Consider the following 26518-nt stretch of genomic DNA (forward strand, 5'->3'; position numbering starts at 1 on the left):
ATTACATTAAATTATGTGAATTGTCTACAACTTTATCTATAGTTATTTTAAACTCTTCTTTATTGTATTCATAACCTTCATTAGAGTTTTTTAAATGAATTAAATATTCAATATTTCCTTCAGGTCCTTTTATAGGAGAGTAATCTAATCCTAATATAGTAAACCCGATTTCTGCTGCAAAATCTGCTACTTTTTCTATAACTTCTATATGTGTAGATTTTTCTCTTACTACACCTTTTTTACCAACTTTTTCTCTTCCAGCTTCAAATTGAGGTTTTATTAATGCTACTACTTGTCCACTTGGATCTAATAATTCTTTTGCTTTTGGTAAAACTAATTTAAGTGATATAAAAGAAACATCTATAGATGCAAATTGTCCAAATTCTTTAGTATCTTCTATAGTTACATGTCTTATGTTTGTTCTCTCCATACATACAACTCTCTCATCTTGTCTAAGTTTCCAAGCAAGTTGTCCATACCCCACATCTATTGAAAATACTTTTTTTGCTCCATTTTGAAGCATACAATCTGTAAATCCACCTGTTGATGCTCCTATATCTAAACAAACTTTGTTCTCTAATGTTATATCAAAGTTTTTCATTGCCTTTTCAAGCTTTAGTCCACCTCTACTAACATATGGTATAGGATTCCCTTTTACTTCTATTTTACTTTCCTCTTTAACCTCTGAGCCAGCCTTATCACATCTTTGATTGTCTACAAATACTAGTCCAGCCATTATAGCTTTTTTAGCTCTTTCTCTACTGTCAAAATATCCTTGTTCTACAAGTAATACGTCTATTCTTTTTTTCATATAAATTACCTTTCTATCTTAATAAACTCTCAATTTGTTGAGCTATACCTGAAGGTGAGATTCCACATTGTTCATATAATACGTTAACATCCCCGTGAGGAATAAATTCATCTTTAATTCCAATATTAATAATCTCGTTATCAAGTTTATTGTCTATAATAAATTTGTTTATTCTACTTCCAAATCCACCTGTAAGTACATTGTCTTCTACAGTAACAATATATTTATGATTTTTAGCTAAATCCATTATCAATTTTTCATCTATAGGCTTTAAAAATCTTGCACTAACTAAAGTTGGATTAATACCTGATTTATTTAATATGTCTACTGCTTCAATTGACTGCTTAACCATATTACCTATTGCTAATATAGCAATGTCTTTACCTTCGCTTAATAGCTCATATGTACCAACTTTTATAGGCTTGTACTCACCCTTATCCACAAAGTAACTACTTCCTCTTGGATATCTAATAGCCATAGGTCCTTCTATTTCTAAAGATAAATCCATCATTAGCTCTAGTTCCTTTGTATCTTTAGGAGCCATCACAGTCATGTTAGGTATATTATTTAAATAGCTTAAATCAAATATTCCATGGTGTGTTTCTCCATCATTACCTACAAGTCCCGCTCTATCTATAAGTAAAGTTACATTCTTACTTGTTATAGCAATATCATGTATTATTTGATCATATGCTCTTTGTAAGAAAGATGAGTATACTGCAAAATATGGTTTCATTCCAGCTTTTGCTAGTCCTGAACTAAATGTAACTGCATGTTGTTCTGCAATACCAACGTCATAATATCTGTTTGGGTATATTTCAGAAAACTTATTTAAGCCTGTTCCTGATGGCATAGCAGCTGTTATAGCAACAACATTTTCATCCTTAGTTGCAAGGTCTATTAACTTTTCTCCTACTACTGAAGATATACTCTTTGATGAAGATGGCTTTAATCCAGTTTTTATATCAAATTTAGAAACTCCATGGTATTTATGTGGCTCATCTTCTGCAAACTTGTAGCCTTTACCTTTTTTAGTTATCACATGAAGTAATATTGGTCCATTTTGTTGTTTTGCTTTTTCTAATGTTTTTACTATTTCATCTATGTCATGTCCATCTATAGGCCCTAAGTATGTTATTCCTAAAGAATCAAAAAAAGCACATTCTTGTAATGTAAAGTTTCCTTTTATGCTATCTTTTACTTTGCTCGCCGTTTTAGATAGTATATTGCCTCCAGGAGTAACATTTAATATTTTTTCAACTTCATCTTTAACCTTATTGACAGTTGAGTTTTTTATAATAGATGATAAATGTTTAGACATCCCTCCAACATTTTCATCTATAGACATTTCATTGTCATTTAATATTACTATCATATTCGTATTTATATATCCTATATGGTTAAGAGCCTCTAAAGCCATTCCTCCTGTTATTGATCCATCTCCAATTATAGAAACTACAGAAAAATCTTCGCCTTTTATATCTCTAGCACATGCAATTCCACTTCCTACAGATATAGATGTACTACTGTGCCCTGTATCAAATATATCATGTTCACTTTCGCATTCTTTCGGGAATCCACTTAATCCATTAAATTGTCTTAATGTATCAAACTGATCTTTTCTTCCTGTAAGTATCTTGTGAACATAAGCCTGGTGTCCTACATCCCATATAAATTTATCTTTTGGACTATCAAATACCTTATGTAGTGCTAAAGTAAGCTCTACAACACCTAAATTAGATGCTAAATGTCCACCTGTCTTAGAAACTGATCTCACTAAAAATTTTCTTATGTCTTTAGCTAGTAAATCTAGCTCTTTAGTGCTCATTTTTTTTATATCTTTAGGAGAATTTACATTATTTAAATAATTATACATAACTTTCTCACCTTTTATCTAAGTAGTTTTTAGCATTAATACTTTAATTAAATACCAATGCTGTAATAATTCCTAAAATAGCGCCAAAAAAAACTTCTACTGGCGTATGTCCTACTAATTCCTTTAATTTTTTTTGTTCAATATGCTTTTTATGCTGTAAATCATCTACAATTTGATTTAATATTACTGCTTGCTTTCCAACTGCACGTCTTACTCCAGATGCATCATACATTATTATCATAGAAAACACTGCAACTACTGCGAATTCTGTTGAATTAAACCCACAATCCATTCCTACTAATGTAGATAAGGATGTAACAAAAGAACTATGAGAACTTGGCATACCCCCAGAAGTAAATATCCTAGATATTTGAATCTTTTTTTGATCTCCTGTAAAAATCTTAAAAAGTTGTGCCAAGAAACAAGCAAACATACTTATAAGCAACACTTTGTTGCTAAAAATTTCTGAAATAAAGCTCATCGTTCCTCCTTAATACTCTCTATCTACTATATAATCAGCTAAGTTGTTTAAAAACTCACTATCTTTATTTATATAATCAATACTCATTTTAGCTTCTGCTATTAATTTATTAGCAGTTTCTTTTGACTTTTCAAGTCCTATAAGTGATGGATAAGTAGATTTTTCATTATCTATATCGCTTCCTACTTTTTTACCAAGCTTAGCCTCATCTCCAACAATATCTAATATATCATCAACTATTTGGAATGATAATCCTATGTTTTTTGCATATTTAGTTACATTTTCTAACTCTTCTTCACTTGCTCCACCAATTATAGCTCCTGCTCTCATACATCCAATGATTATTGCTGCTGTTTTATTCATATGTATAAAGTCAAGTTTTTCCATATCTATTGATTTACCTTCACTTTCAATATCAACAACTTGTCCACCAATCATACCATATACCCCAGAAGCTTTAGCGATTTCATTTATAGCTTTTAAATATTTTTCTGGCTCGCCTTTACTTAAAGACTCTCTAAGCATTATTTCATAAGCATAATTTAAAAGCCCATCTCCAGCTAAAATAGCCATAGCTTCTCCATACACTTTATGATTAGTTTTTCTTCCTCTTCTAAGATCATCATTGTCAAGAGCTGGAAGATCATCATGTATCAAAGAATATGTATGTATCATTTCTATAGCTACAGCAAATGGATATGCATCTTTTTCATTTCCCCCAACTAGTTTACAAGCTTCTAATGTAAGTATTGGTCTTAGTCTTTTTCCTCCAGCTTTTAAACTATAATTCATTGAGTCAAATATAGTTTTTTGGTATCCTTCAACTTTAGGCATATACTCATTTAATAAATCTTCTATATTTACAACTCTATTTTTTAATTCTTCTTTAAAATTCATAACTACTCCTCCTCTATAGTAAAGGGTACCTCTTTCCCATCTTTGCTAAACTTATCTATTTTTAAATTTGCTTCATCTAATAATTTATTACAATGACTATAAAGTCTTATTCCCTCTTCATATAAATTAAGAGAGTCATCTAAACTTGTAGTTCCAGACTCCAATTTATTTAAAATTTCTTCCAGTCTTTGATAAGCTTCTTCATAAGATAAATTCATTTTTATACCTCTTTAATCTTTAATTTTTTCAATTATACAATCAGCTGTACCATCTTTAAATTTAATTGCTATACTATCCTTTTCTTTCAGGCTATTTATTGTATTTATAGTAGTTTTATCCTTTTGTACTATACTGTACCCTCTATCTAATGTAGCAAGTGGACTTAAGCTATGCAAAAGAGATCCACTACTATCTAAACTTCCTTTTTTAAGTTTTACTACATCATTAATCTCATTAGTTATTTTATCATATATTATATCGATTTGTATAATTTTATCTCTTATTATATAAGACTTAACAATAGTATTTAGTCTATCATAAACATTATTTAATTTATTTTTATCTAGCTTAGATTGATTTATAAGAGCCTTATCTAATCTGTCTTTAGAGTTTTTTAACTTGTATAATAGATCATCTAATTTTGGGGTTGCTATTTCTGCAGCTGCAGATGGTGTAGGTGCCCTCATATCAGCCACAAAATCAGCTATTGTAAAGTCTGTCTCATGTCCTACAGCTGAAATTATAGGTATGTGCGAACTAAATATCTCTCTTGCAACGCTCTCTTCATTAAAAGACCATAATTCCTCTATGGATCCCCCACCTCTTCCAAGTATTATTGTATCTACATTATTAGCATTATTAAAAAATTTAATTCCTTCACATATCTGTTCACAAGAGTTTTTTCCTTGAACTGAAACAGAATAAAGCTTTATATTTACTTTTGGATACCTACGCTTTACAACATTAATTATATCTTTTATAACAGCTCCTGTCTCAGATGTTATTATACCTATGTTTTTAGGCATTTTAGGTATAGGCTTTTTATGTATATAGTCAAACAAGCCTTCTTTTCCTAGCTTTTCTTTTAATTTTAGAAATTCTATATACAAATTCCCCAGTCCATCTAATTCCACGTTTTCTATATACAATTGATATGATCCATCTCTTTCGTACACAGATATATATCCTGTTGCTATAACCTTCATTCCATCCTCTAAATTTAGTGAACTATCATAATTATTTTTGAAAATTACACAGTTTATTTTAGATGATTTATCTTTCAGAGTCAGATATACATTTTTGCTGCTATGAACTTTAAAGTTTGAAATTTCACCTTTTACTTTTAAGTTATATAAAACTGCATCATTAGTTAAGATTCTTTTTACGTATGAATTAACTTCACTTACATCTAAAGCTCTTAATTTCATAGCTATTCTCCTATAAATTTATTTAATCCTATAAGTGCACAACCTAATGCATTATCTGTGCTATATTCAGGTTTTGCAAAAAAGCTTTTTACTTTATCTTTATATAGTTTTTGACTTAACCCCTCTTTTATATATTTGCTTGATGCAACCCCTCCAGCAAATACAACTTCGCTTATGTCATACTCTTTACATAAAAATCTAAGCGCTTTATATAAACTTCTCACTATCGAGTCCATTAGTGATTTAGATATATATTTTTCATCAAAATCATTTTTCAGCTTAGTGATTTGATTTTCTATTCCAGATAGGTTCATATACCCATCTTTTACAGATGTCTTTATTCCTACATCTATATTTTGATTACATTCTAAAGCATTTTTATCTATATATTTTCCACATGGAAACTCATACCCTAATTGAACACCTAATCTATCTATTAATTGTCCAAAACTTATATCTTTACTTCCACCTATTATTCTAATATTTGATACATCATTATGTTTTTCAACTAATAATATTTCTGTTGTTCCTCCCGACATATGAACAGAAATAAATTTATTACTTCTTAATTTTTTTTCATATAAGCTGGCTTCAATATGATTTTCTTGATGAGTTGTTGAATATAAATTAATATTATTCATACTGCTAAATAATTTTGCAAAATTATATCCTACTGTAAATGCAGGCATATACGAATCATTTATCGGCCTTGGTTTTTCAGATACACATATTGCACATATATTATATCCGCTCATTATATTTTTTAATTCTTCACTTATTTCCCCCAAATTATTTACGTGTTGAAACACCATTTCGCTTTGTCTTAGCCCTTTTGAATCTTTCTTTACTTTTAACATAATTTTTTTATTAAATACTATACTTTTTTCTAAAGATATAGCTGCTATAGAAGTTGTATAGCAGCTAGTATCTAATCCTATTATTATATTTTTATTTTTCTCCGATTTCACTTACAACACTTCCTAATATTCCATTTATAAACTTAGGAGATTTGTCATCACAGTAAAGTTTAGCTAATTCTATAGCTTCATTTATAGAAACTTTAGTAGGCATTTCTGACATGTATAGTATTTCACAAATAGCAAGTCTAAGTATTGCTAAGTCTACTTTAGCCATTCTATTTATAGTCCAGTTTTTAGCGTATTTATTTATTAAAGAATCTATGCTTTCTTTATTTGAGTTAAAGCTTTCAGCTAGTTCTTTGCTATATTTTAAATCAATAAATTGACTTAACTCTGTTTCTTCTAATTCAACGTCCGCTTCATCTGAAAATTGTAATTTTAATTCCTCATATCTATTCTTTATGTATTCAAAGTTATCGTTTAAGAAATTTTCTAATTTATCATTTAAATCAGTTAAATCCTCTTTATTCATGTCTATTTGGTATATAAACTTCATCATATACTCTCTCGTCGTTATCATTTTAGCTTTTCTCATTTGCTTATTCCTCCTTTGAATTTAGTATATACATATTTACTCATAAAAAAACCCTCTGATTTTCAGAGGGAAATATTAATTTATCGTAGATGATTACTTTGCTTCTGCCTTCTCAACTTTTTCCTTTTTAAAGTTGATTCCTTGAACATGTATATTAACTTGAGAAACTTTTAATCCAGTCATTGTTTCAACTGTATTTTTTACATTTTCCTGTACTTTAAAAGCTATATCAGGTATAGATATTCCATAATCAATTATTATCATAACATCTAAGATAACTTCGTCTTCCTCTATTTGTATCTTAACACCATTATTCTTTAGTAATTTATCTGTGAATGTCGATGTAGTTCCTACTCCTTCTACTTCAATAGCTGCTAATCCTGCTATAGTAGCGATGACATCATTTGATATCTTAACTTGTCCAAAGTTATTATTTTCCATCATATATCACATCCCTATATAAACTATTTTATTATATAATAATACCAAATAGAGCTTTAATTTGCAATAAAAAGTTCGATTTGCTTAATCTAGTATTTATGTAATCGACTTATTATTGTGCATAAAAAAGCCCCAGTATAACTGAGGCATTTATACTTATTTAGAATTACTGCTCATAAGTTTTATATTATCATAGTTAACTTTTGACTCATTTGCAACTAAATCGAATATTTTAGCTGCATCTTTTTGTTGTAATTCTTTGTTTACTACTACATTAACAGTTTCTTCACTTATGTACACTAATGAATCTTCAAATCCTTTTGCTCCTAATAAATCTTCTATTTTAATTTCTAATTCTTGATCTTTTACAAGTTGTAATTTCATATTAGATGCTTGCTTTCTAGTTTCTTCTGATGTAGATGGATTATTTATTATTTCATTTAAATCTTCTGTTAACTCATTTCTTTGTTTTTCTCTATTCATTTTCATATCTACTGCATATGATGCTTTTTTCATATTTTTATCAGAAGTCATTTTCTTTTCTATTTCTTTACTAGTTTCTTTAGCTTTTTCATTAACTACAGTATCTTTGCTATCTACAACTTTAATATCTTTTTTAGAGTCCTTTTTATCATCATTTTTTGATAGTTGAGCATCTTCATACATTTCCATTTCTTTAGATGCTTCTAATACAGATTTTTTGCTTAAATTATAATTTACTGTCCCAACCACCACTAACATAAGTGTTAATGACATTACGACAAACCCTCTACTTTTAAACATACTTTTGTTAAATTTCATTTATACTCCCCCTAATTAATAATTATATTCTTGTAATATTTATATGTACGAGCTTTTTTATTATGAATATTTTTTTATCTATTTAGAATAAATTTCAACTTGGTGTCCTGAAACCTGAAGTGATGTTTGAACTGCTGAGTATAGACTTTGTTTTACAGTTGGATCACTAGCCCCACTAGAAACTACTATAACCCCTTTTATTTCTGGCTCTGACGTTTTTATAACTACAGGTTTACTTTCTCCTGAAGTTATCATTGTTTTATTTTCACTTGATGTAGTAACTGTTCTCTCTCCACCTTGAGCATCTTTTTCAGTCGTCTCTTCCTTTGTAGCATTTGAGTTAAATGCTGGTTCTATTTGTTCACCAGATGAAAAAGTAATCATCACATCAACTTCTCCTGCTCCCTCTATTTGAGATAATATATTTTTAAGTTGACTTTCTAAATCATTATCTTTTTTTACTTCTACTTGTGCAGACTTTTGATCTTTATTTTCTTCAAAAGTTTCTTTATCTTTTTTGTCAACTGGATTTTTTGTAAATATAGCTAGTCCCATAATACACACAAACGACAGCGCGGCTAGAGTGTATATCTTTTTCTTATCATCTTCCTTTAAGTTTTTAAACATACCTATTCTCAACCCCTATTTATCAATTTCTATATTTTCAATGGATATATCAAGTATGTCTACTAAGCTCTTTTTAACTTCATCTTTTGATTTTTTATCTTCATTATTTGAGCTTTCTTTAAATACTTGTTTATCTTTTTCACCCTCACTAGATTGTATGTCCTTTTTTTCTTCTTTATTACTATTTTTTTCTTTAACCTTAACTTTACTTACATCAGATCCGTCTAACTCAATATCCTCAAGTTCATAACCATATTCATCTAGTTTTAATTCTAATATGCTTTTTAATCCATCTTCATACCCAGACTTTATGCTTTTCCCCCCTGTGTCTTTAGCTAGACTATTCATGCTATCAACATATTGTTGATTATATTTAGTATATGTTTTTAATAATTTGTCCTCTAAACTTGTTCCATCTGAAAAAAAATTAATGACTGGATTTATAGCAATGAATATAAATATAAAATTTAAAACTAGATTAATATATGACTTTAATTTTGAAGAAGGAAGAATCATATTAACTATGTTAACTATAAAGGCTGCAATTAAAATACTTATTATCCAAGCTTTAATACTCTCTAACATATATTCCTCCTTTTACTGTGCCACAACACTAATAGAAACTACGATTGCTATAGTAACAAAAAACATTATTGTTATAGCTATGATACATGCTAACATTATTGCCATAAGATTTGAAATCTCATTTAAAAAGTTCGAAATACTATCTTCTCCAACTGGTTCTACTATCATTGCTGATGTTTTATAAACTAATATTATTGAAATGATTTTTATTATAGGAATTAAGCATATTCCTACTAATATTATTAGTCCCACTCCTCCAAATAAGTTCTTTATAAGTTGAGACGAAGATAATATTATATCAAATGAGTCTGATACAAATCCTCCTACAACAGGTATAAAATTTCCTATCGCAAACTTAGTACTTTTAACTGCAAATCCATCTAAACTCTTAACGTACATCCCCTGCATAGATACTAATGCTAAATATATAGTAAATATGGCTCCAATTGTTATCAGATTTATTTGTTTTATAAAAGATGCCAACTTTTTAAGTTTTATACTATTAGATAAATTATTTATAACAAGTATTGCAAAACCTATTGTAATAGATACAAATAGGAAGTTTTTAAAAACTATATTTATAAATGTTACTCCTCCCATAAATATAGGGGTCATAACAGTAGATGTCATAGGAAATCCCATTACCACTAAAAATGTTATTAATATTGGCATTAGTATCTGCATCAAATTGATCATGCTATCAATGGTGGTGTTACATATATTTAAAACATCTTTAAATCCTACCAATGTTAAAGTTACCATTACTATAAATACAATATAGGTTGTTACTTGGCTTATCGCCCCAGATGAGAATGAATTGTCTAAACTTTTTAAAATAGATGATAAGAGCGCTAAGACAAATATTATTGATGCAACTTTTAAACTTGCTCTCAATTCATCGAATAAGAATAGTTTAAGACCCTCTTTATCAAATAAATCTAGCATTGTTTTCTTACCAGATATTAAATCTTTCATAAATGTTTTAAGATCTACATCTTCTATAAACTTTTCATCTTTTATTTGATTTTGAATTTCTTGTAAATTAATTTTATTTAATTGTTCACTTATATATGTATCTACACTTTCTTTTACTTTTTTATCATTTTCTTCTTGTGCAAATGAAACATTTGCAAATGTTAGCCCCATTAGTATACATAAAATTATACTAGTCACAATTTTTTTCATAAGTAATCATTCTCCTATGGAATCAAATTTAAAATCATATCAACAATAGATATTAATATAGGGAATGACATAGTCATAACTATAATTTTTCCTCCGAATTCAAGCTTAGCTGCAATATTTCCTTCCCCACAGTCTTTGCATATCTGAATAGCAAACTCCATTAAGTATGCTATTCCTATAAGTTTGATTATTAAAGATATATACATAGTAGGTATGTTAGCCTTATTTGCTAATTCATTTATACTTTCAATTATAAAATTGAATTTATAGGTTACAGAAAGTAAAATCATAATTCCTGTTAGTATTCCTATAAACATAGCCATTTCTGGTCTATCTTTTTTTATAATTAAGCATAATATAGTAGAGATAAGCGCAAGACCTACCAATTTCATTACATCCAAAAGATCTCCCCCTTAATATAACTGAAACATCGTTCTAACTGCATTAAATAGATCATTTATCTCAGTTATTACCATCGTAAGAACAATTATCACACCTGCAAGAGTTGTTAAGGTAGTCCAATCTTTTCTATCAGTCTTCTCAAGAACCATATTTAAAACAGATATCAATAACCCAATCCCTGCAACTTTAAAAATCAAAGTTATATCCATATTAACCCTCCTATATTAAAAGTATCCCTATAACTAACCCAATTATAGTAGATAGTTTTCTGTATACTATACCTTTTTTCTCTACGTCTTCTTTACTTTCTGTTGTGAGTTTTTTTAAATTTTCAATAGATAAATCAATCATCCTCTCTTGAGAATAAACATCTCCTTTTCCAAGAGTAAGTATTAATTTTTTTAATTCATCTACCTCCTTATCTTGAAAATAACTTTCTTTAATCATAAAATCAGCATTCTTTGATAATATAGTTTCTAATGTTTTGCTATTATCTTCTTTTAGATCTATACTCATATGTTTAAAGAAAGGTCCAAGTGAAAATTCTTTATTTTCTCCTATCCTATAAAATATTTCTTCCAATGTGTACAACCCAAATGATAAGTCCATTCGCATTACCTCTAATATCCTTATGAGCTCATTTAACTGTTTATGCCTTTTTGTATAAGCTTTGTATAAATACTCTCCAATCAGATAGCTACATGCTACTAAAATACTTATTAGAGCTATTTTAATTTGCAAAATACCACCTCTTTTCTTCTAAGTCATATATTTTTTCAATTGTCCCTGGTCCATTTTTAGCCGAAAGTATTATTACTTTTTTGAATAATTCTTTATCGAGTAATTTGCTTAATTCCTTTCTTTCCCTTATATCTTCTATGGAATTCCCATGTACTGTCGTTATTAAGCTAACTCCCCCATTTAAAGCCGTGTACAAAGCTTTTATTTCCTTTTCACTACCTATTTCATCCGTTACTATTAAGTTAGGTGACATAGCCCTAAGTAACATCATTATGCCTATATCTTTTGGGCATGTTTCTATTATGTCTGTTCTTATTCCAACATCCATCTGCGCTATTCCTAAATATGATCCTGAAATCTCATTCCTTTCGTCTATAAGAGCTACTTTAATTCCATTAAACCCTTTTTCTTTGTTCCCATTACTTAAATTTCTAACTATATCTCTAAGTAATGTTGTTTTACCACATTGTGGCGGTGAAATTATTAAAGTATTATTTACTTCGTTAGAACTCTTAATTATGTGATTTAATACTTTTTCAGAGCAATTTAATACCTCTCTAGAAATCCTTATATTTAAAGATGATATGTGCTTTATATTTTTAACTTGTCCATCTTCAATTATTACCTTTCCAACTATTCCAACTCTATGCCCACCTTTTAATGTTATAAAACCTTTTTTAATGTCATCTATAAATGAATGAATTGAATATTTGCACATAAGTTGAAATGTCTGTTCTATATCTTCTTTTTTTACAACATACGAATTTGAATTTTTTATATCTAGCCTGTTCATAGAGTTATTATAAAAATAGTCTCTATTATTAGAATTTATTATTAATGGTTTCTCTACTCTAAGTCTTATTTCTTCTATATTTAGATCTTCATATTGTACATTTATTATTTTTTCTCTTAGCTTAGGCGATAGAGAATTTAAAATTTCATCTGAAAGTTTATTCATATCCCTTGTCCTCCTTTGTTTATATAATTATATTTTCAAGATTAAATATTTATGACAAAAAACAAAAATTCACTTCGCTCATATCGCCAACGACTTCGTCCGTTGCTCAAAAATCTTTTTTACGCTCAAAGAATATAATATTAATACAACTAAGTTTCATAGATTATCCACATATTTTTAGTAATCATAATCTACTTAAGCATAAAAAAAGAGTTACCTATTTTAGGTAACTCTTTTAATAATTACTTATTCATATTTTTTAAATGCTAAAGTTGCATTGTGTCCACCAAATCCTAAAGAATTTGACAGTGCATATCTAACATCTCTTTTCTTACCTTCGTTTACAACGTAATCTAAATCTAACTCTTCATCTAAGTTTTCTACATTTATAGTAGGAGGAACATATCCATCACTTATAGCCATAGCGCATACGATAGCTTCAACTGCTCCTGCAGCTCCTAATAAATGGCCTGTCATAGACTTTGTAGATGATACGCAAAGTTCATATGCTTGGTCTTTAAAAACACTTTTGATTGCCATTGTTTCAAACTTATCATTATAGTAAGTAGATGTTCCATGAGCGTTTATATAATCAACTTCATCAAGAGGAATATTTCCATCTTTCATTGCCATGCTTATAGATCTAGCTGCTCCTTCTCCATTTTCTGCTGGAGTTGTCATATGATATGCATCTGCTGTTGCTCCATATCCAACTATTTCAGCATAAATTTTAGCGCCTCTTTTTATAGCATGATCTAAATCTTCTAGTATTAATATACCTGATCCTTCTCCCATTACAAATCCATCTCTATCTTTATCAAATGGTCTTGAAGCAGTTTTTGGGTCATCATTTCTAGTAGACATAGCCTTCATATTACAGAAACCAGCAAATGAAAGTGGTGTAACACCAGCTTCACTTCCTCCTGCTACCATTATATCTGCATCGCCTCTTTGTATAGCTTTAAATGCATCTCCTATAGCATGAGACCCTGATGCACAAGCAGTAGATACATTAGTATTTGGTCCTTTTGCACCTAATGCGATAGATACTTGGCCTGCTGCCATGTTAGAAATCATCATAGGAACGAAAAATGGACTAACTCTTCTATTTCCTTTTTCTAGTAAGATTTTGTGTTGCTCTTCTATTGTAGCAACTCCTCCTATACCAGAACCTATTATAACTCCCATTTTTTCGCTATCTACTTTATCTAAGTCAAGATTTGCATCTTTTACTGCCATTTGCGAAGATGCTATGGCAAAATGAGTAAATCTATCCATTCTTTTTAATTCTTTTTTATTTATATAATCTTCCGGATTAAAATCTTTTACTTCTCCAGCTATTTGTGTTTGAAATGAGGATGCGTCAAAGCTAGTTATTTTATCTATACCACAAACTCCATCTTTTATGTTGGTCCAAAATGTTTCTTTTCCTGTTCCAACTGGAGTAACACAACCTAATCCAGTTATAACAACTCTTCTTTTCATAACATTTCCTCCACTATTTGTTTGCTTCTATATATTTAACTATATCTCCTATGCATATGAACTTTTCTGCTTCTGTGTCTGGTATTTCTATTGAAAATTCATCTTCAAGAGCCATCATTATTTCAACAGCATCTAATGAATCTGCTTCTAAATCTTTCATTAATGAAGTCTCCATAGTTACTTCTTTATTGTCTATTCCTAATTGATCCTTTATTATTTCTACAACTTTTTCAAACATAATTTAATTCCTCCTAAATTTTATTTAAACTTATATTTTTTACTTTTTTATTGCATTACCATTCCACCATCTACATTTATAACCTGACCTGTTATATAACTTGCCATGTCACTTGCTAAAAACAATACTGCATTAGCTACATCATCAGGCTCTCCAAATCTATTTTGCGGAATGCTTTTTAACATATTAGATTTTAAATCTTCATTTAAAACACTAGTCATATCTGTATCTATAAATCCTGGAGCTATAGCATTTACACTTATGTTTCTTGATGCCAATTCTCTAGCACTTGATTTTGTAAGGCCTATTACACCTGCTTTAGATGCGCAGTAGTTTGCTTGCCCTGGATTTCCTATTATTCCAACTACAGATGATATATTTATTATTTTTCCATATCTTTTTTTCATCATATATTTAGTAGCTACTTTTGTGCAGTTGAAAACACCTTTTAGATTTATATCGATAACCTTGTCAAAGTCATCTTCTTTCATTCTCATTAAAAGTCCATCTTTTGTTATACCGGCATTGTTTACTAATATATCTACTTTTCCAAACTCTTTAACTACAGACTCTATCATATTGTCAACTTCACTACTTTTAGATACATCGCATTTTACTATCATACTTTTAACACCATATGATTCTATTTCTTCTTTAGTTTTTAAAGCATGTTCTTCATTTGATGTATAGTTTATTACAACATTTGCTTTTTGTGATGCTAGTTTTTTAGCTATAGCTTTACCTATACCTCTAGATCCTCCAGTTACAATTGCTACTTTATCTTGTAAGTTAACCATTATATTTCACCTCTTTTGTAAGCTTTTACAAAGTCATTCATAGATTCCATATTATCAATGTTATAAACTTTAGTATCAACTTTATTCTTTTTGGAAATTTTATTTATAAATCCTTTTAGCACTTTTCCTGGTCCGATTTCTATAAATGTATCAAACCCTTCATTTATTAGCTTTTCTATTGAATCTTCCCATAAAACAGATGAGCTCACTTGACTAACCAAAAGATCTTTGTAGTTATCTGTATAATAATCTGCTTTTACATTTGAAACTACAGATACCTTACATTTTCTTAGTTTAATATCATCTAATTCTTTTTTTAGCTTTAATCCAGCTGGTTCTAGCATAGATGAATGAAAAGGTGCACTTACATTTAATACAACAGCTTTTTTTGCTCCATTTTCTTTAAATAAGTTTATACTATCTTTTACCGTACCTGTCTCCCCTGATATTACAATTTGACCCGGAGAGTTATAGTTTGCAACCTCTATTATTCCATTATCAACTTGTTCTATAACCTCATTTACCTTTTCTCTATCTAACCCTAGTATAGCTGCCATAGTACCTTTACCTAAAGGTACACTTTCTTGCATATACTTACCTCTTTTTTTAACTACTGCTACAGCATCATTAAAATCCATTGCATCTGCTGCTACTAAAGCACTATATTCTCCTAGTGATAGTCCTAAGCATGCATCATATTTTAAATCTATCTTATCTTTTAAACTTTCAAATAACGCTATACTATGAGTAACTATAGCTGGTTGAGTATTTTCTGTTTTAGCTAGTTCTTCATCACTACCTTCAAACATTATCTTCTTTAAATTTATTCCAACTGATCTTTCTGCTTCATCAATAATTTTTTTAGCTATGTCATCATTGTTATATATATCACTTGCCATACCTACATATTGAGCTCCTTGACCAGGAAATACTAATGCAACCTTACCCATACTATACCTCCAATTTTTTATTTATTTTAGATAATATAGATTTTGATTCTTCCATTATATCTTCTATTATTTGTTTGCAAGGCTTCACATCATTTATATAAGATGCTATTTGACCTGCCATAAATGATCCATTATCTACATCTCCATTTACAACTGCCATTCTTAATGATCCTACACCTTTTTGATCTATATCTAAAGGATTAACTCCTTCTTTTTCCATATTTAATATTTCTTTAGCCAATTTATTTTTTAGTGTTCTAACCGGATGCCCTGTACTTCTTCCTGTAACTATTGCATCTCTATCTCTTGATTTTAATATAAGATTTTTATAGTTTTCATGAGCTATACATTCATCACTACAAATAAATCTTGTTCCTATTTGTACACCACTAGCCCCTAAGCATAGTGCTGCTGCCAATCCTTTACCATCAGCAATTCCTCCTGCTGCAATTACAGGAATATTTACATTGTCTACAACTTGAGGAGTTAGAACCATTGTTGTTAGCTCTCCTATATGTCCTCCTGCTTCTGTTCCTTCAACTATTACTGCATCTGCACCATGCTTTTCCATTCTTTTTGCTAGTGCAATAGTTGGAACTACGGGTATAATCTTTGTATTTACTTCTTTTAATCGCTCTATATATTTTGCTGGATTTCCAGCTCCTGTAGTTATTACTTCTACTCTTTCTTCTACTATTAAATCCATTATCTCATCTACAAATGGAGATAATAGCATAACATTAACTCCAAACGGTTTATCTGTTAATTTTCTGCACTTTTTTATTTGCTCTTTTATTACTTCTTTTGGTGCATTTCCTGCTGCAATTATTCCTAATCCTCCAGCATTTGATACTCCTGCTGCTAATTCAGCAGTTGCTACCCAAGCCATACCACCTTGGATGATAGGGTATTTTATATTTAATAATTCACATAAATCCTTCATAATTTCCTCCTTATATACTCCATCTAACTAAAGAAGCTCCCCATGTCAATCCGCCTCCGAATCCTACTAGAACTACATTATCGCCTTTTTTAATTTTTCCTTGTCTATAGGCTTCATCTAGAGCTACTGGAATTGATGCTGCCGACATGTTTCCATATCTATCTAAGTTCACATATACTTTATCCATACTTAAGTTTAATCTTTTTGCTGAAGCTTCTATTATTCTTATATTAGCTTGGTGTGGTATAAGGTAATCTACATCTTGTATACTCAAGTTAGCACTTTCTATACATTTAACAGATGCATCTTGCATTATTCTAACAGCAAATTTAAATACATCACTTCCTGCCATTTGTATGTAATGCAATCTATCTTTAACAGTTTCTTCACTAGCTGGCAACTTAGAACCTCCAGCTGGTACTTTAAGATAATCTTTACCATTTCCATCAGAGCCTAAATTTGTAGATAATACTCCGCCTTCTTCAACTGGTCCCATAACTACCGCCCCAGCTCCATCTCCAAATAATATTGCTGTAGATCTATCTTCATAATCTAATATTGTTGATAAAGCTTCTGCTCCTATTACTAGTACATGTTTATATGTTTTAGTTTCTATAAATTGTTTTGCTATTGTTATACCATATATAAATCCTGAACATGCTGCCTCAAGGTCAAAACCTGCTGCTTTAGTTGCATTTATGTTTGCTTGAACTAAGCATGCTGTAGATGGAAATACCATGTCTGGTGTAATTGTAGCTACTATAATTAAATCTATATCTTCTGGAGTCAAGTTTGCATTTTCTATTGCTTTTATAGCTGCTTTAGTTGCAAGATCTGATGTTGCTTCATTTTCATCTACTAATCGTCTTTCATTTATTCCTGTTCTTGTTCTTATCCATTCATCTGATGTATCCATTATCTTTTCAAGGTCGAAGTTAGTCATTACCTTTTTAGGAACATAACTTCCAACCCCTAATATACCAGCCTTTGTATTCATAAATTAACCTCCAAGTGGTACTTTTCTATTCTTCTTCGCTATTTTCTTCTATAGTCTTTACAAATTCTTTAATATCTTCGACTACATCTCCCTTTGCAAATTTTATTGCTTGGTTTATAGCATTTTTTACAGCTTTTGCATCAGAACTTCCATGAGCTTTTATAACTCCTCCATTAACACCTAAAAGAGGCGCTCCTCCATATTCTGAGTAATCCATCATAGTTTTTAATTTTCTTAAATCATCTTTTAACAGCATTGCTCCTAATTTACCTTTTGTACTAGCTAGGAAAGTTTCCTTTAAAAGGCCTAATATTGACATAGCAATACCTTCTGCTGATTTTAATAAAATATTTCCTGTAAATCCATCACACACAACTATATCTGTATATGAGTTTATTAATTCTCTTGCTTCTATATTTCCAATGAAGTTTAAATTTAATTTTTTAAGTTCTTCATATGATTTCTTTGCTAAGTCATTTCCCTTACCCTCTTCTATTCCTACATTCGCAAGAGCAACTCTAGGGTTTTGGATTCCTAATACTTTGTTTGCATAAATATTACTCATACCTGCAAATTCAACTAAGTTTATTGGTTTACAATCTGCATTAGCTCCTCCATCTGCAATAAGTGTCATTCCACCTTTTACATTTGGTATAGCTGGGCATAAACAAGGTCTGTCTATTCCTTTTATTCTACCTACCACAAATAAACCACCTGCTAATAATGCTCCTGTATTTCCTGCTGATACTATTGCATCTGCTTTATTTTCTTTTACCATTCTTAAAGCTACGACCATTGACGAATCTTTTTTAGATCTTATTGCTTTAACTGGTTTATCTTCATTCTCTATAATTTCAGTAGTATGAACTATCTCTAATTTACTTTTGTCAAATTCATGCTTTGCAAATTCATTTTCTAATATTTCTTTATCTCCAGTGATTATTATATCTACACCATATTCTTTTATAGCGTTAACTACACCTTCTACATTAGACTTTGGTGCATTATCTCCGCCCATTCCATCAATTACAATTTTCATATTATTCTCCTCCTAAACTAACTCTTCAAATATAAATTTTCCTCTGAAAATTTGCTCTTGCGCTTTATTGTTAACAACAACTTTTACATAATGTTTTTTATCTATGTTTTTATAAATCTCAGCTTTCGCTATAAGCCTATCTTTTTGTTGTATATGTTTTAGCGTTTTTATATTAGCAAATCTCATTATTACCTTAGGCGCATCTAAAATCGCCATAGCTAATGAATTAGCCATTGAAAATATATATTCATCCTTAAGAGTTCCAGTTTTGGAGTAGATCATATCTTCGGTAATATCCAACATGGATATGCCTAATTGACCTACAGATAAGTCAATTATCTCTCCTGTTATCTCTTTTATACCTAAAGTTTTAACTTTAGATGTTTCAGTTTCAGCTATTTGCTTAACTCTCTCCCTAAGTTCCGGGATATTTAATGCAAGTCTATCAAGTCTTATGGTTTGTATACTTACATCAAAGATGCTTGCTAATTCTTCATCTGTATAAAAAGGATCGTCTTTTAGCATTCCAACAAGTTCTTCTTGTCTTTGTGCTTTGCTCTTCTTTTTCATATTACCTCCAAGTTTTTATAGTTGGAATTAGTACCAACTACTAATAGTAGTATATAATATTAATTATAAATAATCAACCACTTATTTATTTTTTATTTATAATTTTTGCGTACACTTAAATATTATCACAATTTTTTTCATATTTAAGCAAAAAAAAACATGTAGAGTATTCTACATGTTTTTTAGAAGTATTACTTAGAAACAACTTCTTTACCTTTATAATATCCACAATCTGGACATACTCTATGTGGTAACTTTGGCTCATGACATTGTGGGCAACTTACGAATCCAGTTGCTACCATCTTTGAGTTAGCTGCTCTTCTCATTTTTGTATTTGATTTAGATGTTTTACGCTTTGGTACTGCCATTTACGCCACCTCCTTAGTCATTTTTAAACATTTCTTTTAATTTAGCAAAACGGGGATCTATTATCTCCTCGTCGTTCGCAGTTTCATCACAAGAACAAACTTTTTTATTTAAGTTTGTCCCACAAGTAGGGCATAGGCCTTTACAATCTTCATCACAAAGAACTCTTTGAGGCAGATTAAAATCTAATGTTTGTTCTATTAAATCTCTGAAATCAACTTCATCGTTTTTATAAGTATAAACATCAAACTCTTCTACTTCATTTTCATCCACTTCTTGTTTAACTAAAAATCCTTGAATAGGATAACTTAATTTTACTTCTACTTCACTTAAACATCTAGCGCAATTATCAACTATATTAAATTCAACATTGCAATCTAAAAATAAACCCTTATTAGTTTTACTTATTGTTCCGTTTAAATTAAGTGGAGAAGTTAATTTATAAGTATTATCACAATAATTAATACTATCAATTTTTTCGCAAAAATTCAAGTGTAAATTATCAGTTTCTTTTCTTATAATCTTATCTAAACTAATCTTCATTAAGTTCACCTCAATTTATTGCCAAATTTATTATACAAATATAAGCTTTGTTTGTCAAGTATTTTTACTTGATAGTTAATTTATTTCTTGGCAAAAATTAAGGTAGGTTTTAACCTACCTTAATTATATTATATCCAATTGCAATTATTTTACTAATGCAACAGTATCTCTTGCTATCATTAACTCTTCGTTAGTTGGAACTAATAATATCTTAACTTTTGAATCTGCAGTAGATATTACTGTTTCTTTTCCTCTAACTTTGTTAGCTTCTTTATCTAAGTTCATTCCTAAGAATTCCATGTTAGAAGCTATAGATTCTCTTATCTCTATACCATTTTCACCAACACCAGCAGTAAATACTACAGCATCTACACCGTTCATTTCTGCAACGTAAGCTCCTATGTATTTTTGAACTCTTTGAACATAAGCATCTAATGCAACTTGAGCTTTTTCATCTCCCTTTGCAGCAGCTCCTTCTATATCTCTGAAGTCACTTGATATACCAGTCATTCCGTATACCCCAGATTGTTTGTTCATTAAGTCAGATAATCCTTTAGCGTCTAATCCTTCTTTTTCCATTAAGAATGGTAGTATAGCAGCATCTATATCTCCACATCTAGTTCCCATTATTAATCCTTCTAATGGAGTGAATCCCATTGAAGTATCTACACATTTACCACCATCAACAGCAGCTACAGAAGCTCCGTTTCCTAAGTGACAAGTTATTATTTTTAAGTCTTCTACGTTCTTTCCTAACATTTCTGCAGCTCTTTGAGATACATACTTGTGAGAAGTTCCGTGGAATCCGTATCTTCTTACTCCATACTTAGTGTATAATTCATGAGGTAATCCATATAAGTATGACTTCTTAGGCATAGTTTGATGGAATGCAGTATCGAATACTCCAACCATTGGTACTCCTGGAAGTATAGCTTCACAAGCTTCTATTCCCATTATGTTAGCTGGGTTGTGAAGTGGTGCTAATTCAACACACTCTTCTAATGCTTTCATAACTTCATCATTTATCTTAACTGAACTAGCAAATTTCTCTCCACCGTGTACAACTCTGTGTCCTACAGCTTCAACTTCGCTTATATCCTTAACTCCACCGAATTTAGGATCAACTACACCTTCTAATACTAATTTTATAGCATCTTGGTGATTTTTCATTGGTTGCTCTACTACAAGCTTACCTTCTACTCCATCTTTTTCTTGCTTTAATATAGAACCTTCGATTCCTATTCTCTCAACTAATCCTATACATAAAACTTCTTCATTTGACATATCTATTAATTGATATTTTAATGAAGAACTACCACAGTTTAATACTAATACTTTCATTAGTATACCTCCTTAAATCTTTAACAATAATATGTAATTATTTTTAATTAACAATTTTAAAAATCGATATCATTACTTGTATACATTAAACAAATTTATCACTATTTACTATACCATTTTTTTTCATAAAAGTACATAGTTTATGATATTTTTTAAGTTATTTATATTTAACTCAAGAATTATTGTTCTCAATTTTGTTTAATATTATAATAGGATATAACTTATTTTTATAAAAAGCAAACAATAAATAATTCTATATATAAACAATAAATCCTTTGTTTTTGTATATATTTAATATAAAAGGAGGTTTTTATGAACATTTTAGGTCTTATAGTCGAGTATAATCCATTTCATAATGGTCACTTATATCATTTAAACGAATCTTTAGAAAAAACAAATGCTACTCATAGTATAGCGGTGATGAGCGGTAATTTTTTACAAAGAGGAGAACCTGCTCTATTTGATAAATATAAAAGAGCTGAAATTGCAGTTTCAAACGGAGTAGATTTAGTTGTAGAGCTTCCTACTCTTTTCGCGTGCCAAAGTGCAGAGTTCTTTGCTCATGGTGCTATAACTCTACTAAACTCATTAAATTGTATAGATTCTATATGTTTTGGTAGTGAAGAAGGTAATATAGATTTACTAACTGAGATATCAAAAGTACTAGTTTCTGAACCTGAGGATTTTAAGTTACTTTTAAAGAAAAACCTAGATGAAGGAATTTTATTTGCTACAGCGAGAAGCAAAGCTTTGTGTGATTATTTGATTACAAATAATATTATAGATAATGTAGATAATCAAAATTTAAATACAATATTAAATTCTTCTAATAATATCCTAGGAATAGAATACATAAAAAGTTTATTGAGACATGAAAGCGACATAAAGCCTTTTACAATAACTAGAGTACAGGCATCTTATAACTCTGAAGATATTAGTAGTGAAATTTGTTCTGCTACTGCAATTAGAAAATCACTTAAAGATTCAAAAAACATAAATGACATATACTCAGTTGTTCCCGAAAAAACTTTTAATCTAATATCTGATTCTATAAATACAGGATTTAATCCTATGTTTGATGAAGTTTATTTTGATACTATAAGAGAATTAGTTGTACGAGATTTTGATATATTAAGCAGCTATTTCGATGTTAATGAAGGTATAGAAAATAAAATATACAAATCAATTTTCACATGTAATAACTTATACGAACTTCAACAAAGTGTTAAATCAAAAAGATACACATTAACTAAAATAAAAAGAATATTGAATAATATATTACTTGGAATATCAAAGAAAGATATGGAGTTAGTAAAAGGTATAAACGAAATGCCTTATGTTAGGATTTTAGCCTTTAACGATAAAGGTAGAGAGATAATAAAACAGATAAAGTTAAACTCTGATATAAAAATTATAAATAAATTTTCAGATATAAATTTTGCTGAAAATGAAACTTTCAAAACACTAATCAAATATGATATAAAAGCTACAAATATGTATAATATTCCTTATTATAAAAATAATAAATCTTTACTTAAAGGCCCTATGGATTATTATATATCACCTAAATACATAAAGTAACTGATAAAAACCTTCCTTTCTTAGGTAGGTTTTTATCAGTTTCAAAGTGAATTTTTTACTATATAAAATGCTTCAAGAGTTTAACTACTAAAAGCCAATGAATTTTATCATAGTTCATAATTACTTTTAATATACTTATTAAAGAGTATAGCAAAGTAGGTGATATTTTGAAGAAAATAAAATTTTTAAAGTTTTTAACTCCATCTTTAATCGTTATGCTACTTATAATAGGTATAATTTTATTTCCTAAAGATTCTATTTTAGCAGCTAAAAATGGATTTTCAATATGGGTAAACACCTTAATACCATCCTTGTTGCCATTTATAATAGCTGCTAATTTAATAGTTAGACTTAAATTTGTAGATGTTTTAGGATTAATAATCAATCCAGTTACAAAAAAACTTTTTAATGTTTCTGGTAAAAGTTCTTTAGTTTTCGCTATATCTACAGTATCAGGATATCCAGTTGGAGCAAAGCTTGCTTCTGAACTTAGACAAAACAATGAAATTTCTAAATTTGAAGCTCAAAGGCTAGTTTCCTTTTGCTCTACCTCTGGCCCACTTTTTATAGTCGGTGCAGTTTCCATCGGAATGTTTAATAACCCTTCATTAGGATATTTAATGTTACTTTGCCATTACTTAGGATCTTTAACTGTTGGAATTTTATTTAAAAATTATGGCAAGGAAAGCGTAAAGAAGGATAACTTTAATTTTAAATTTGAAGTAAAAAAAATTATGGAATTTAGAAAAAAAGAAAATAAAGGATTTTTTGTTTTATTTGGAGATGCTGTTTTTAGTGGGGTAAATACAATACTTATGGTTGGCGGATTCGTTATAGTATTTTCAGTTGTATTTAAAGTTTTATCTATATTTAAGTTTATAAATTTAATTTCTTACATAATTTACATTCCATTATCTATATTTGGATTTTCTCTTGATTTATGTTCTTCTTTTATAAGCGGTTTATTTGAAATAACGATTGGATGTAATCAAATATCTAGCGTATCTAATATACCTGAAATAATACGAGCTTCATTATGTAGCTTCATAATAGCATTTAGTGGTCTTTCTATATTAGCTCAATGTTGTAGTTTTTTAGCTCAAACAGATATAAATACAGGTACATATATAATTTCTAAATTTTTACACGGAGTATTTGCAGCCGTTTTCACTTTTGCATTTTATCCATTAATAAATTCTAGTAATTTATTTATAAAACTATCTACTACATCTAATATATTTTATACTAGCTCAATTTGGAGCTTATACATAAATAACTATCATATAATTTTGCCTTTATTAATAATTATTTACTTTATATCCTCTTTTATTATTTTTAAAAAAATAAAAAATAGCTGACTCATATCATTTTGAGTCAGCTATTTTTTATTCACTTAGTTCGTTTCTATTTATTGATATTTCATCTATTATACTTTGAAGATTGTATTGTAATCCCTCTAAAACATCATCTGCATATCTTATAGATCCTAATTTAATCTCTTTTGCAGTGTATTCTGCTTTCTCCACTATAGATTTAGCTTTTTCTTCTGCTTCTACTACTAACCCATCTGAATCTATGTATGATTTTATTATTTCTTCGGAATTTTTTTTCATATCTTCACTTTCTTTATTTGCTTTTTCAATTATTTGGATAGCTTCTTTTTTTGCTTGCTCTATCAAAATTTCTGCATCTTGATTCGCATTATTAAGTATTTTTTGTCTTTCTTTATTTATCCATACAGCTTGTTTAACTTCTTCTGGAAGTATAACTTTTATGTCTGATATAATACTTAAAACTTCTTCTTTGTCTATTCCTGATTTATGCGAAAAGGGAATTGAACTTGCATTATTTATAGCACTTTCTAACTCCTCTAATAGTTCCATTATTTCTAAATCTATATTCATGTTATTTCCCCCTATTAGTTTTTCTTTTTAATTCTTCTAAAATCACCTTAGGCACTAAATTCTCTATATTTGCATCAAAATTTAACACTTCTTTTATAAGAGATGAACTTATGTATGAATACTTAGTAGTCGTAGGTAATATTACAGTCTCTATATTTGGATTTAATTCTTTATTCATATGAGCCATTTGAAGTTCATACTCTACATCCGCTCCATTTCTTATACCTCTTACTAGAGTCTGGATACCATTTTTTTCACAATAGTTGACTAAAAGCCCATCAAAACTAACTATTTTTATATTAGAAATATGGTTTGTGCATTCTTTTATTAACTTAACTCTTTCTTCAAATGTAAATAGTCCCTTTTTATTCGGATTATAAAGTACCCCTATTTGTAGTTCATCGAATAATTTAGAAGCTCTTTCTATTATGTCTAAGTGCCCATTTGTTATAGGGTCAAAGCTTCCTGCAAATATAGCTTTTCTAACTGTATTTTCCATTATTAATCCTCCATACTATAGAATGTAAGCGTAGTGTTTCCATATTTTTTATTTCTGTTCTTAACTAGGTTCCCAACATTCTCTGGAAATTCTTGTTTTGTATCATGTTCAACAACTATAATACCATCTTCTTTTAGTATGTTTGACTTATCAATTCTCTCTAATGCATCTTGGAACATATCTTTGTAATATGGAGGGTCCATAAATATAACATCAAACTTGTACGAATTATTTTTAACTCTTTCAATTGCCGACTTAAAATCAACATTCATAACTTCACTGTTTTCTTCTACCCTAGCTTTTTTTATATTACTTTTTACTATATCAATACTACTTCTATTTAAATCTACAAATACACATTTGTTAGCACCTCTTGATAAACACTCTATACCTAGAGACCCTGTACCTGCAAATAAATCTAAAATATCTCCATCCATTATGTATGGGTTAATTATATTAAATAAAGATTCTTTAACTCTATCAGTAGTTGGTCTAACATCTTCACTTTTAGGTGTATTTAATTTTAGTCCTCTGGCTTTTCCTGAAATTACTCTCAATATAATTTCTCCTTCCATTTT

At 29.3% G+C, this 26518-nt stretch carries 33 protein-coding genes; 2 read left to right on the forward strand and 31 right to left on the reverse strand.

Annotated elements, in window-relative coordinates; all coding sequences use genetic code 11:
• Window position 1: 1 nt before the first annotated feature.
• The 28 genes from KXZ80_RS12645 to KXZ80_RS12780 form a co-directional block, all read right to left on the reverse strand.
• Window positions 2–811 carry a TlyA family RNA methyltransferase gene (locus KXZ80_RS12645; RefSeq protein ID WP_021433814.1) on the reverse strand — a complete coding sequence of 270 codons (810 nt, stop codon included), beginning with the start codon at window positions 809–811 and terminating at the stop codon, window positions 2–4.
• A 13-nt stretch (window positions 812–824) separates the two neighbouring features.
• On the reverse strand, window positions 825–2687 hold the full coding sequence (gene dxs / locus KXZ80_RS12650) for a 1-deoxy-D-xylulose-5-phosphate synthase (RefSeq protein ID WP_021433815.1): 1863 nt from the start codon (window positions 2685–2687) through the stop codon (window positions 825–827).
• 43 nt (window positions 2688–2730) lie between these two features.
• The gene (locus tag KXZ80_RS12655; RefSeq protein WP_021433816.1) at window positions 2731–3168 is read right to left on the reverse strand and encodes a divergent PAP2 family protein; all 438 of its coding nucleotides are present in this window, start codon (window positions 3166–3168) and stop codon (window positions 2731–2733) included.
• Between the two features lie 9 nt (window positions 3169–3177).
• Complete coding sequence (locus tag KXZ80_RS12660) at window positions 3178–4065, reverse strand: polyprenyl synthetase family protein (protein WP_021433817.1); 888 nt, start codon at window positions 4063–4065, stop codon at window positions 3178–3180.
• Window positions 4066–4067: 2 nt separating this feature from the next.
• Window positions 4068–4283: an exodeoxyribonuclease VII small subunit gene (xseB, locus tag KXZ80_RS12665; RefSeq protein ID WP_021433818.1), complete on the reverse strand. Its 216-nt coding sequence runs from the start codon at window positions 4281–4283 to the stop codon at window positions 4068–4070.
• Between the two features lie 12 nt (window positions 4284–4295).
• Window positions 4296–5492: an exodeoxyribonuclease VII large subunit gene (xseA, locus tag KXZ80_RS12670; protein ID WP_021433819.1), complete on the reverse strand. Its 1197-nt coding sequence runs from the start codon at window positions 5490–5492 to the stop codon at window positions 4296–4298.
• Between the two features lie 2 nt (window positions 5493–5494).
• On the reverse strand, window positions 5495–6460 hold the full coding sequence (locus KXZ80_RS12675; RefSeq protein ID WP_021433820.1) for a Kae1-like domain-containing protein: 966 nt from the start codon (window positions 6458–6460) through the stop codon (window positions 5495–5497).
• The gene (gene nusB, locus KXZ80_RS12680; protein ID WP_021433821.1) at window positions 6441–6947 is read right to left on the reverse strand and encodes a transcription antitermination factor NusB; all 507 of its coding nucleotides are present in this window, start codon (window positions 6945–6947) and stop codon (window positions 6441–6443) included. The genes KXZ80_RS12675 and nusB overlap by 20 nt, the downstream gene beginning before the upstream one ends.
• 93 nt (window positions 6948–7040) lie before the next feature.
• Window positions 7041–7388 (reverse strand): Asp23/Gls24 family envelope stress response protein, encoded by a 348-nt coding sequence (locus KXZ80_RS12685; RefSeq protein ID WP_021430087.1) that lies wholly within the window; start codon window positions 7386–7388, stop codon window positions 7041–7043.
• A 156-nt stretch (window positions 7389–7544) separates the two neighbouring features.
• Window positions 7545–8189 carry a SpoIIIAH-like family protein gene (locus KXZ80_RS12690; protein ID WP_021433822.1) on the reverse strand — a complete coding sequence of 215 codons (645 nt, stop codon included), beginning with the start codon at window positions 8187–8189 and terminating at the stop codon, window positions 7545–7547.
• Window positions 8190–8267: 78 nt separating this feature from the next.
• Window positions 8268–8816, reverse strand: a complete 549-nt coding sequence (locus KXZ80_RS12695; protein ID WP_021430047.1) for a stage III sporulation protein AG — start codon at window positions 8814–8816, stop codon at window positions 8268–8270.
• 15 nt (window positions 8817–8831) lie between these two features.
• Entirely contained in the window at window positions 8832–9401 is a 570-nt protein-coding gene (locus KXZ80_RS12700) for a stage III sporulation protein AF (RefSeq protein ID WP_021433823.1), read from the reverse strand.
• Between the two features lie 12 nt (window positions 9402–9413).
• Window positions 9414–10586 carry a stage III sporulation protein AE gene (gene spoIIIAE / locus KXZ80_RS12705; protein WP_021433824.1) on the reverse strand — a complete coding sequence of 391 codons (1173 nt, stop codon included), beginning with the start codon at window positions 10584–10586 and terminating at the stop codon, window positions 9414–9416.
• Between the two features lie 14 nt (window positions 10587–10600).
• Entirely contained in the window at window positions 10601–10978 is a 378-nt protein-coding gene (gene spoIIIAD / locus KXZ80_RS12710; protein ID WP_224170712.1) for a stage III sporulation protein AD, read from the reverse strand.
• Window positions 10979–10999: 21 nt separating this feature from the next.
• Window positions 11000–11197, reverse strand: a complete 198-nt coding sequence (gene spoIIIAC / locus KXZ80_RS12715) for a stage III sporulation protein AC (RefSeq protein ID WP_021122904.1) — start codon at window positions 11195–11197, stop codon at window positions 11000–11002.
• A 10-nt stretch (window positions 11198–11207) separates the two neighbouring features.
• A complete protein-coding gene (locus KXZ80_RS12720; protein ID WP_038285362.1) occupies window positions 11208–11729 on the reverse strand; it encodes a stage III sporulation protein AB in 522 nt (173 codons plus the stop codon).
• A complete protein-coding gene (gene spoIIIAA, locus KXZ80_RS12725) occupies window positions 11719–12687 on the reverse strand; it encodes a stage III sporulation protein AA (protein WP_021433825.1) in 969 nt (322 codons plus the stop codon). Before spoIIIAA ends, KXZ80_RS12720 begins: the two co-directional genes overlap by 11 nt.
• Before the next feature lie 246 nt (window positions 12688–12933).
• The gene (gene fabF, locus KXZ80_RS12730) at window positions 12934–14172 is read right to left on the reverse strand and encodes a beta-ketoacyl-ACP synthase II (protein WP_021433826.1); all 1239 of its coding nucleotides are present in this window, start codon (window positions 14170–14172) and stop codon (window positions 12934–12936) included.
• A gap of 13 nt (window positions 14173–14185) precedes the next feature.
• On the reverse strand, window positions 14186–14410 hold the full coding sequence (gene acpP / locus KXZ80_RS12735; RefSeq protein WP_021433827.1) for an acyl carrier protein: 225 nt from the start codon (window positions 14408–14410) through the stop codon (window positions 14186–14188).
• Window positions 14411–14457: 47 nt separating this feature from the next.
• A complete protein-coding gene (fabG, locus tag KXZ80_RS12740; protein WP_021433828.1) occupies window positions 14458–15207 on the reverse strand; it encodes a 3-oxoacyl-[acyl-carrier-protein] reductase in 750 nt (249 codons plus the stop codon).
• Window positions 15207–16157: an ACP S-malonyltransferase gene (gene fabD, locus KXZ80_RS12745; protein ID WP_021433829.1), complete on the reverse strand. Its 951-nt coding sequence runs from the start codon at window positions 16155–16157 to the stop codon at window positions 15207–15209. The genes fabG and fabD overlap by 1 nt, the downstream gene beginning before the upstream one ends.
• Window position 16158: 1 nt before the next feature.
• Entirely contained in the window at window positions 16159–17100 is a 942-nt protein-coding gene (gene fabK / locus KXZ80_RS12750; protein WP_021433830.1) for an enoyl-[acyl-carrier-protein] reductase FabK, read from the reverse strand.
• Between the two features lie 10 nt (window positions 17101–17110).
• Window positions 17111–18097 carry a beta-ketoacyl-ACP synthase III gene (locus KXZ80_RS12755; protein WP_021433831.1) on the reverse strand — a complete coding sequence of 329 codons (987 nt, stop codon included), beginning with the start codon at window positions 18095–18097 and terminating at the stop codon, window positions 17111–17113.
• Window positions 18098–18122: 25 nt separating this feature from the next.
• Entirely contained in the window at window positions 18123–19136 is a 1014-nt protein-coding gene (gene plsX / locus KXZ80_RS12760; RefSeq protein WP_021433832.1) for a phosphate acyltransferase PlsX, read from the reverse strand.
• A gap of 12 nt (window positions 19137–19148) precedes the next feature.
• The gene (fapR, locus tag KXZ80_RS12765) at window positions 19149–19706 is read right to left on the reverse strand and encodes a transcription factor FapR (protein WP_021430034.1); all 558 of its coding nucleotides are present in this window, start codon (window positions 19704–19706) and stop codon (window positions 19149–19151) included.
• A 191-nt stretch (window positions 19707–19897) separates the two neighbouring features.
• On the reverse strand, window positions 19898–20074 hold the full coding sequence (gene rpmF, locus KXZ80_RS12770) for a 50S ribosomal protein L32 (protein ID WP_021430121.1): 177 nt from the start codon (window positions 20072–20074) through the stop codon (window positions 19898–19900).
• Window positions 20075–20087: 13 nt separating this feature from the next.
• A complete protein-coding gene (locus tag KXZ80_RS12775) occupies window positions 20088–20615 on the reverse strand; it encodes a YceD family protein (protein ID WP_021433833.1) in 528 nt (175 codons plus the stop codon).
• Window positions 20616–20759: 144 nt separating this feature from the next.
• Window positions 20760–21956 carry an acetate/propionate family kinase gene (locus KXZ80_RS12780; RefSeq protein ID WP_021430090.1) on the reverse strand — a complete coding sequence of 399 codons (1197 nt, stop codon included), beginning with the start codon at window positions 21954–21956 and terminating at the stop codon, window positions 20760–20762.
• A gap of 312 nt (window positions 21957–22268) precedes the next feature.
• Between KXZ80_RS12780 and KXZ80_RS12785 the strand changes: the two genes are divergently transcribed.
• Together KXZ80_RS12785 and KXZ80_RS12790 are read left to right on the forward strand one after the other, a co-directional pair.
• Window positions 22269–23537, forward strand: coding sequence for a nucleotidyltransferase (locus tag KXZ80_RS12785; RefSeq protein WP_021433834.1), 1269 nt, complete (start codon window positions 22269–22271; stop codon window positions 23535–23537).
• A gap of 167 nt (window positions 23538–23704) precedes the next feature.
• Window positions 23705–24895 carry a nucleoside recognition domain-containing protein gene (locus KXZ80_RS12790; protein WP_021433835.1) on the forward strand — a complete coding sequence of 397 codons (1191 nt, stop codon included), beginning with the start codon at window positions 23705–23707 and terminating at the stop codon, window positions 24893–24895.
• A 27-nt stretch (window positions 24896–24922) separates the two neighbouring features.
• Here KXZ80_RS12790 and KXZ80_RS12795 read toward each other — a convergent pair whose 3' ends face one another.
• Genes KXZ80_RS12795 through rsmD form a run of 3 tightly spaced genes read right to left on the reverse strand, consistent with a single transcriptional unit; the run spans window position 24923 to window position 26497 of the window.
• Window positions 24923–25441 carry a hypothetical protein gene (locus tag KXZ80_RS12795; protein ID WP_021433836.1) on the reverse strand — a complete coding sequence of 173 codons (519 nt, stop codon included), beginning with the start codon at window positions 25439–25441 and terminating at the stop codon, window positions 24923–24925.
• Window position 25442: 1 nt separating this feature from the next.
• Window positions 25443–25940 carry a pantetheine-phosphate adenylyltransferase gene (coaD, locus tag KXZ80_RS12800; protein ID WP_021433837.1) on the reverse strand — a complete coding sequence of 166 codons (498 nt, stop codon included), beginning with the start codon at window positions 25938–25940 and terminating at the stop codon, window positions 25443–25445.
• A 2-nt stretch (window positions 25941–25942) separates the two neighbouring features.
• Window positions 25943–26497, reverse strand: coding sequence for a 16S rRNA (guanine(966)-N(2))-methyltransferase RsmD (rsmD, locus tag KXZ80_RS12805; protein WP_021430067.1), 555 nt, complete (start codon window positions 26495–26497; stop codon window positions 25943–25945).
• Window positions 26498–26518 lie beyond the last annotated feature (21 nt).

Origin of the sequence: Paraclostridium bifermentans (assembly GCF_019916025.1) — a bacterium.
Classification (GTDB): Bacteria; Bacillota; Clostridia; order Peptostreptococcales; family Peptostreptococcaceae; genus Paraclostridium; species Paraclostridium bifermentans.

Coding starts and splice junctions, on each gene's coding strand:
- KXZ80_RS12645 (WP_021433814.1), bottom strand. CDS start 811: ATGAAAAAAAGAATAGACGTATTACTTGTAGAACAAGGATATTTTGAC.
- dxs (WP_021433815.1), bottom strand. CDS start 2,687: ATGTATAATTATTTAAATAATGTAAATTCTCCTAAAGATATAAAAAAA.
- KXZ80_RS12655 (WP_021433816.1), bottom strand. CDS start 3,168: ATGAGCTTTATTTCAGAAATTTTTAGCAACAAAGTGTTGCTTATAAGT.
- KXZ80_RS12660 (WP_021433817.1), bottom strand. CDS start 4,065: ATGAATTTTAAAGAAGAATTAAAAAATAGAGTTGTAAATATAGAAGAT.
- xseB (WP_021433818.1), bottom strand. CDS start 4,283: ATGAATTTATCTTATGAAGAAGCTTATCAAAGACTGGAAGAAATTTTA.
- xseA (WP_021433819.1), bottom strand. CDS start 5,492: ATGAAATTAAGAGCTTTAGATGTAAGTGAAGTTAATTCATACGTAAAA.
- nusB (WP_021433821.1), bottom strand. CDS start 6,947: ATGAGAAAAGCTAAAATGATAACGACGAGAGAGTATATGATGAAGTTT.
- KXZ80_RS12685 (WP_021430087.1), bottom strand. CDS start 7,388: ATGGAAAATAATAACTTTGGACAAGTTAAGATATCAAATGATGTCATC.
- KXZ80_RS12690 (WP_021433822.1), bottom strand. CDS start 8,189: ATGAAATTTAACAAAAGTATGTTTAAAAGTAGAGGGTTTGTCGTAATG.
- KXZ80_RS12695 (WP_021430047.1), bottom strand. CDS start 8,816: ATGTTTAAAAACTTAAAGGAAGATGATAAGAAAAAGATATACACTCTA.
- KXZ80_RS12700 (WP_021433823.1), bottom strand. CDS start 9,401: ATGTTAGAGAGTATTAAAGCTTGGATAATAAGTATTTTAATTGCAGCC.
- spoIIIAE (WP_021433824.1), bottom strand. CDS start 10,586: ATGAAAAAAATTGTGACTAGTATAATTTTATGTATACTAATGGGGCTA.
- spoIIIAD (WP_224170712.1), bottom strand. CDS start 10,978: ATGAAATTGGTAGGTCTTGCGCTTATCTCTACTATATTATGCTTAATT.
- spoIIIAC (WP_021122904.1), bottom strand. CDS start 11,197: ATGGATATAACTTTGATTTTTAAAGTTGCAGGGATTGGGTTATTGATA.
- spoIIIAA (WP_021433825.1), bottom strand. CDS start 12,687: ATGAATAAACTTTCAGATGAAATTTTAAATTCTCTATCGCCTAAGCTA.
- fabF (WP_021433826.1), bottom strand. CDS start 14,172: ATGAAAAGAAGAGTTGTTATAACTGGATTAGGTTGTGTTACTCCAGTT.
- acpP (WP_021433827.1), bottom strand. CDS start 14,410: ATGTTTGAAAAAGTTGTAGAAATAATAAAGGATCAATTAGGAATAGAC.
- fabG (WP_021433828.1), bottom strand. CDS start 15,207: ATGGTTAACTTACAAGATAAAGTAGCAATTGTAACTGGAGGATCTAGA.
- fabD (WP_021433829.1), bottom strand. CDS start 16,157: ATGGGTAAGGTTGCATTAGTATTTCCTGGTCAAGGAGCTCAATATGTA.
- fabK (WP_021433830.1), bottom strand. CDS start 17,100: ATGAAGGATTTATGTGAATTATTAAATATAAAATACCCTATCATCCAA.
- KXZ80_RS12755 (WP_021433831.1), bottom strand. CDS start 18,097: ATGAATACAAAGGCTGGTATATTAGGGGTTGGAAGTTATGTTCCTAAA.
- plsX (WP_021433832.1), bottom strand. CDS start 19,136: ATGAAAATTGTAATTGATGGAATGGGCGGAGATAATGCACCAAAGTCT.
- fapR (WP_021430034.1), bottom strand. CDS start 19,706: ATGAAAAAGAAGAGCAAAGCACAAAGACAAGAAGAACTTGTTGGAATG.
- rpmF (WP_021430121.1), bottom strand. CDS start 20,074: ATGGCAGTACCAAAGCGTAAAACATCTAAATCAAATACAAAAATGAGA.
- KXZ80_RS12775 (WP_021433833.1), bottom strand. CDS start 20,615: ATGAAGATTAGTTTAGATAAGATTATAAGAAAAGAAACTGATAATTTA.
- KXZ80_RS12780 (WP_021430090.1), bottom strand. CDS start 21,956: ATGAAAGTATTAGTATTAAACTGTGGTAGTTCTTCATTAAAATATCAA.
- KXZ80_RS12785 (WP_021433834.1), top strand. CDS start 22,269: ATGAACATTTTAGGTCTTATAGTCGAGTATAATCCATTTCATAATGGT.
- KXZ80_RS12795 (WP_021433836.1), bottom strand. CDS start 25,441: ATGAATATAGATTTAGAAATAATGGAACTATTAGAGGAGTTAGAAAGT.
- coaD (WP_021433837.1), bottom strand. CDS start 25,940: ATGGAAAATACAGTTAGAAAAGCTATATTTGCAGGAAGCTTTGACCCT.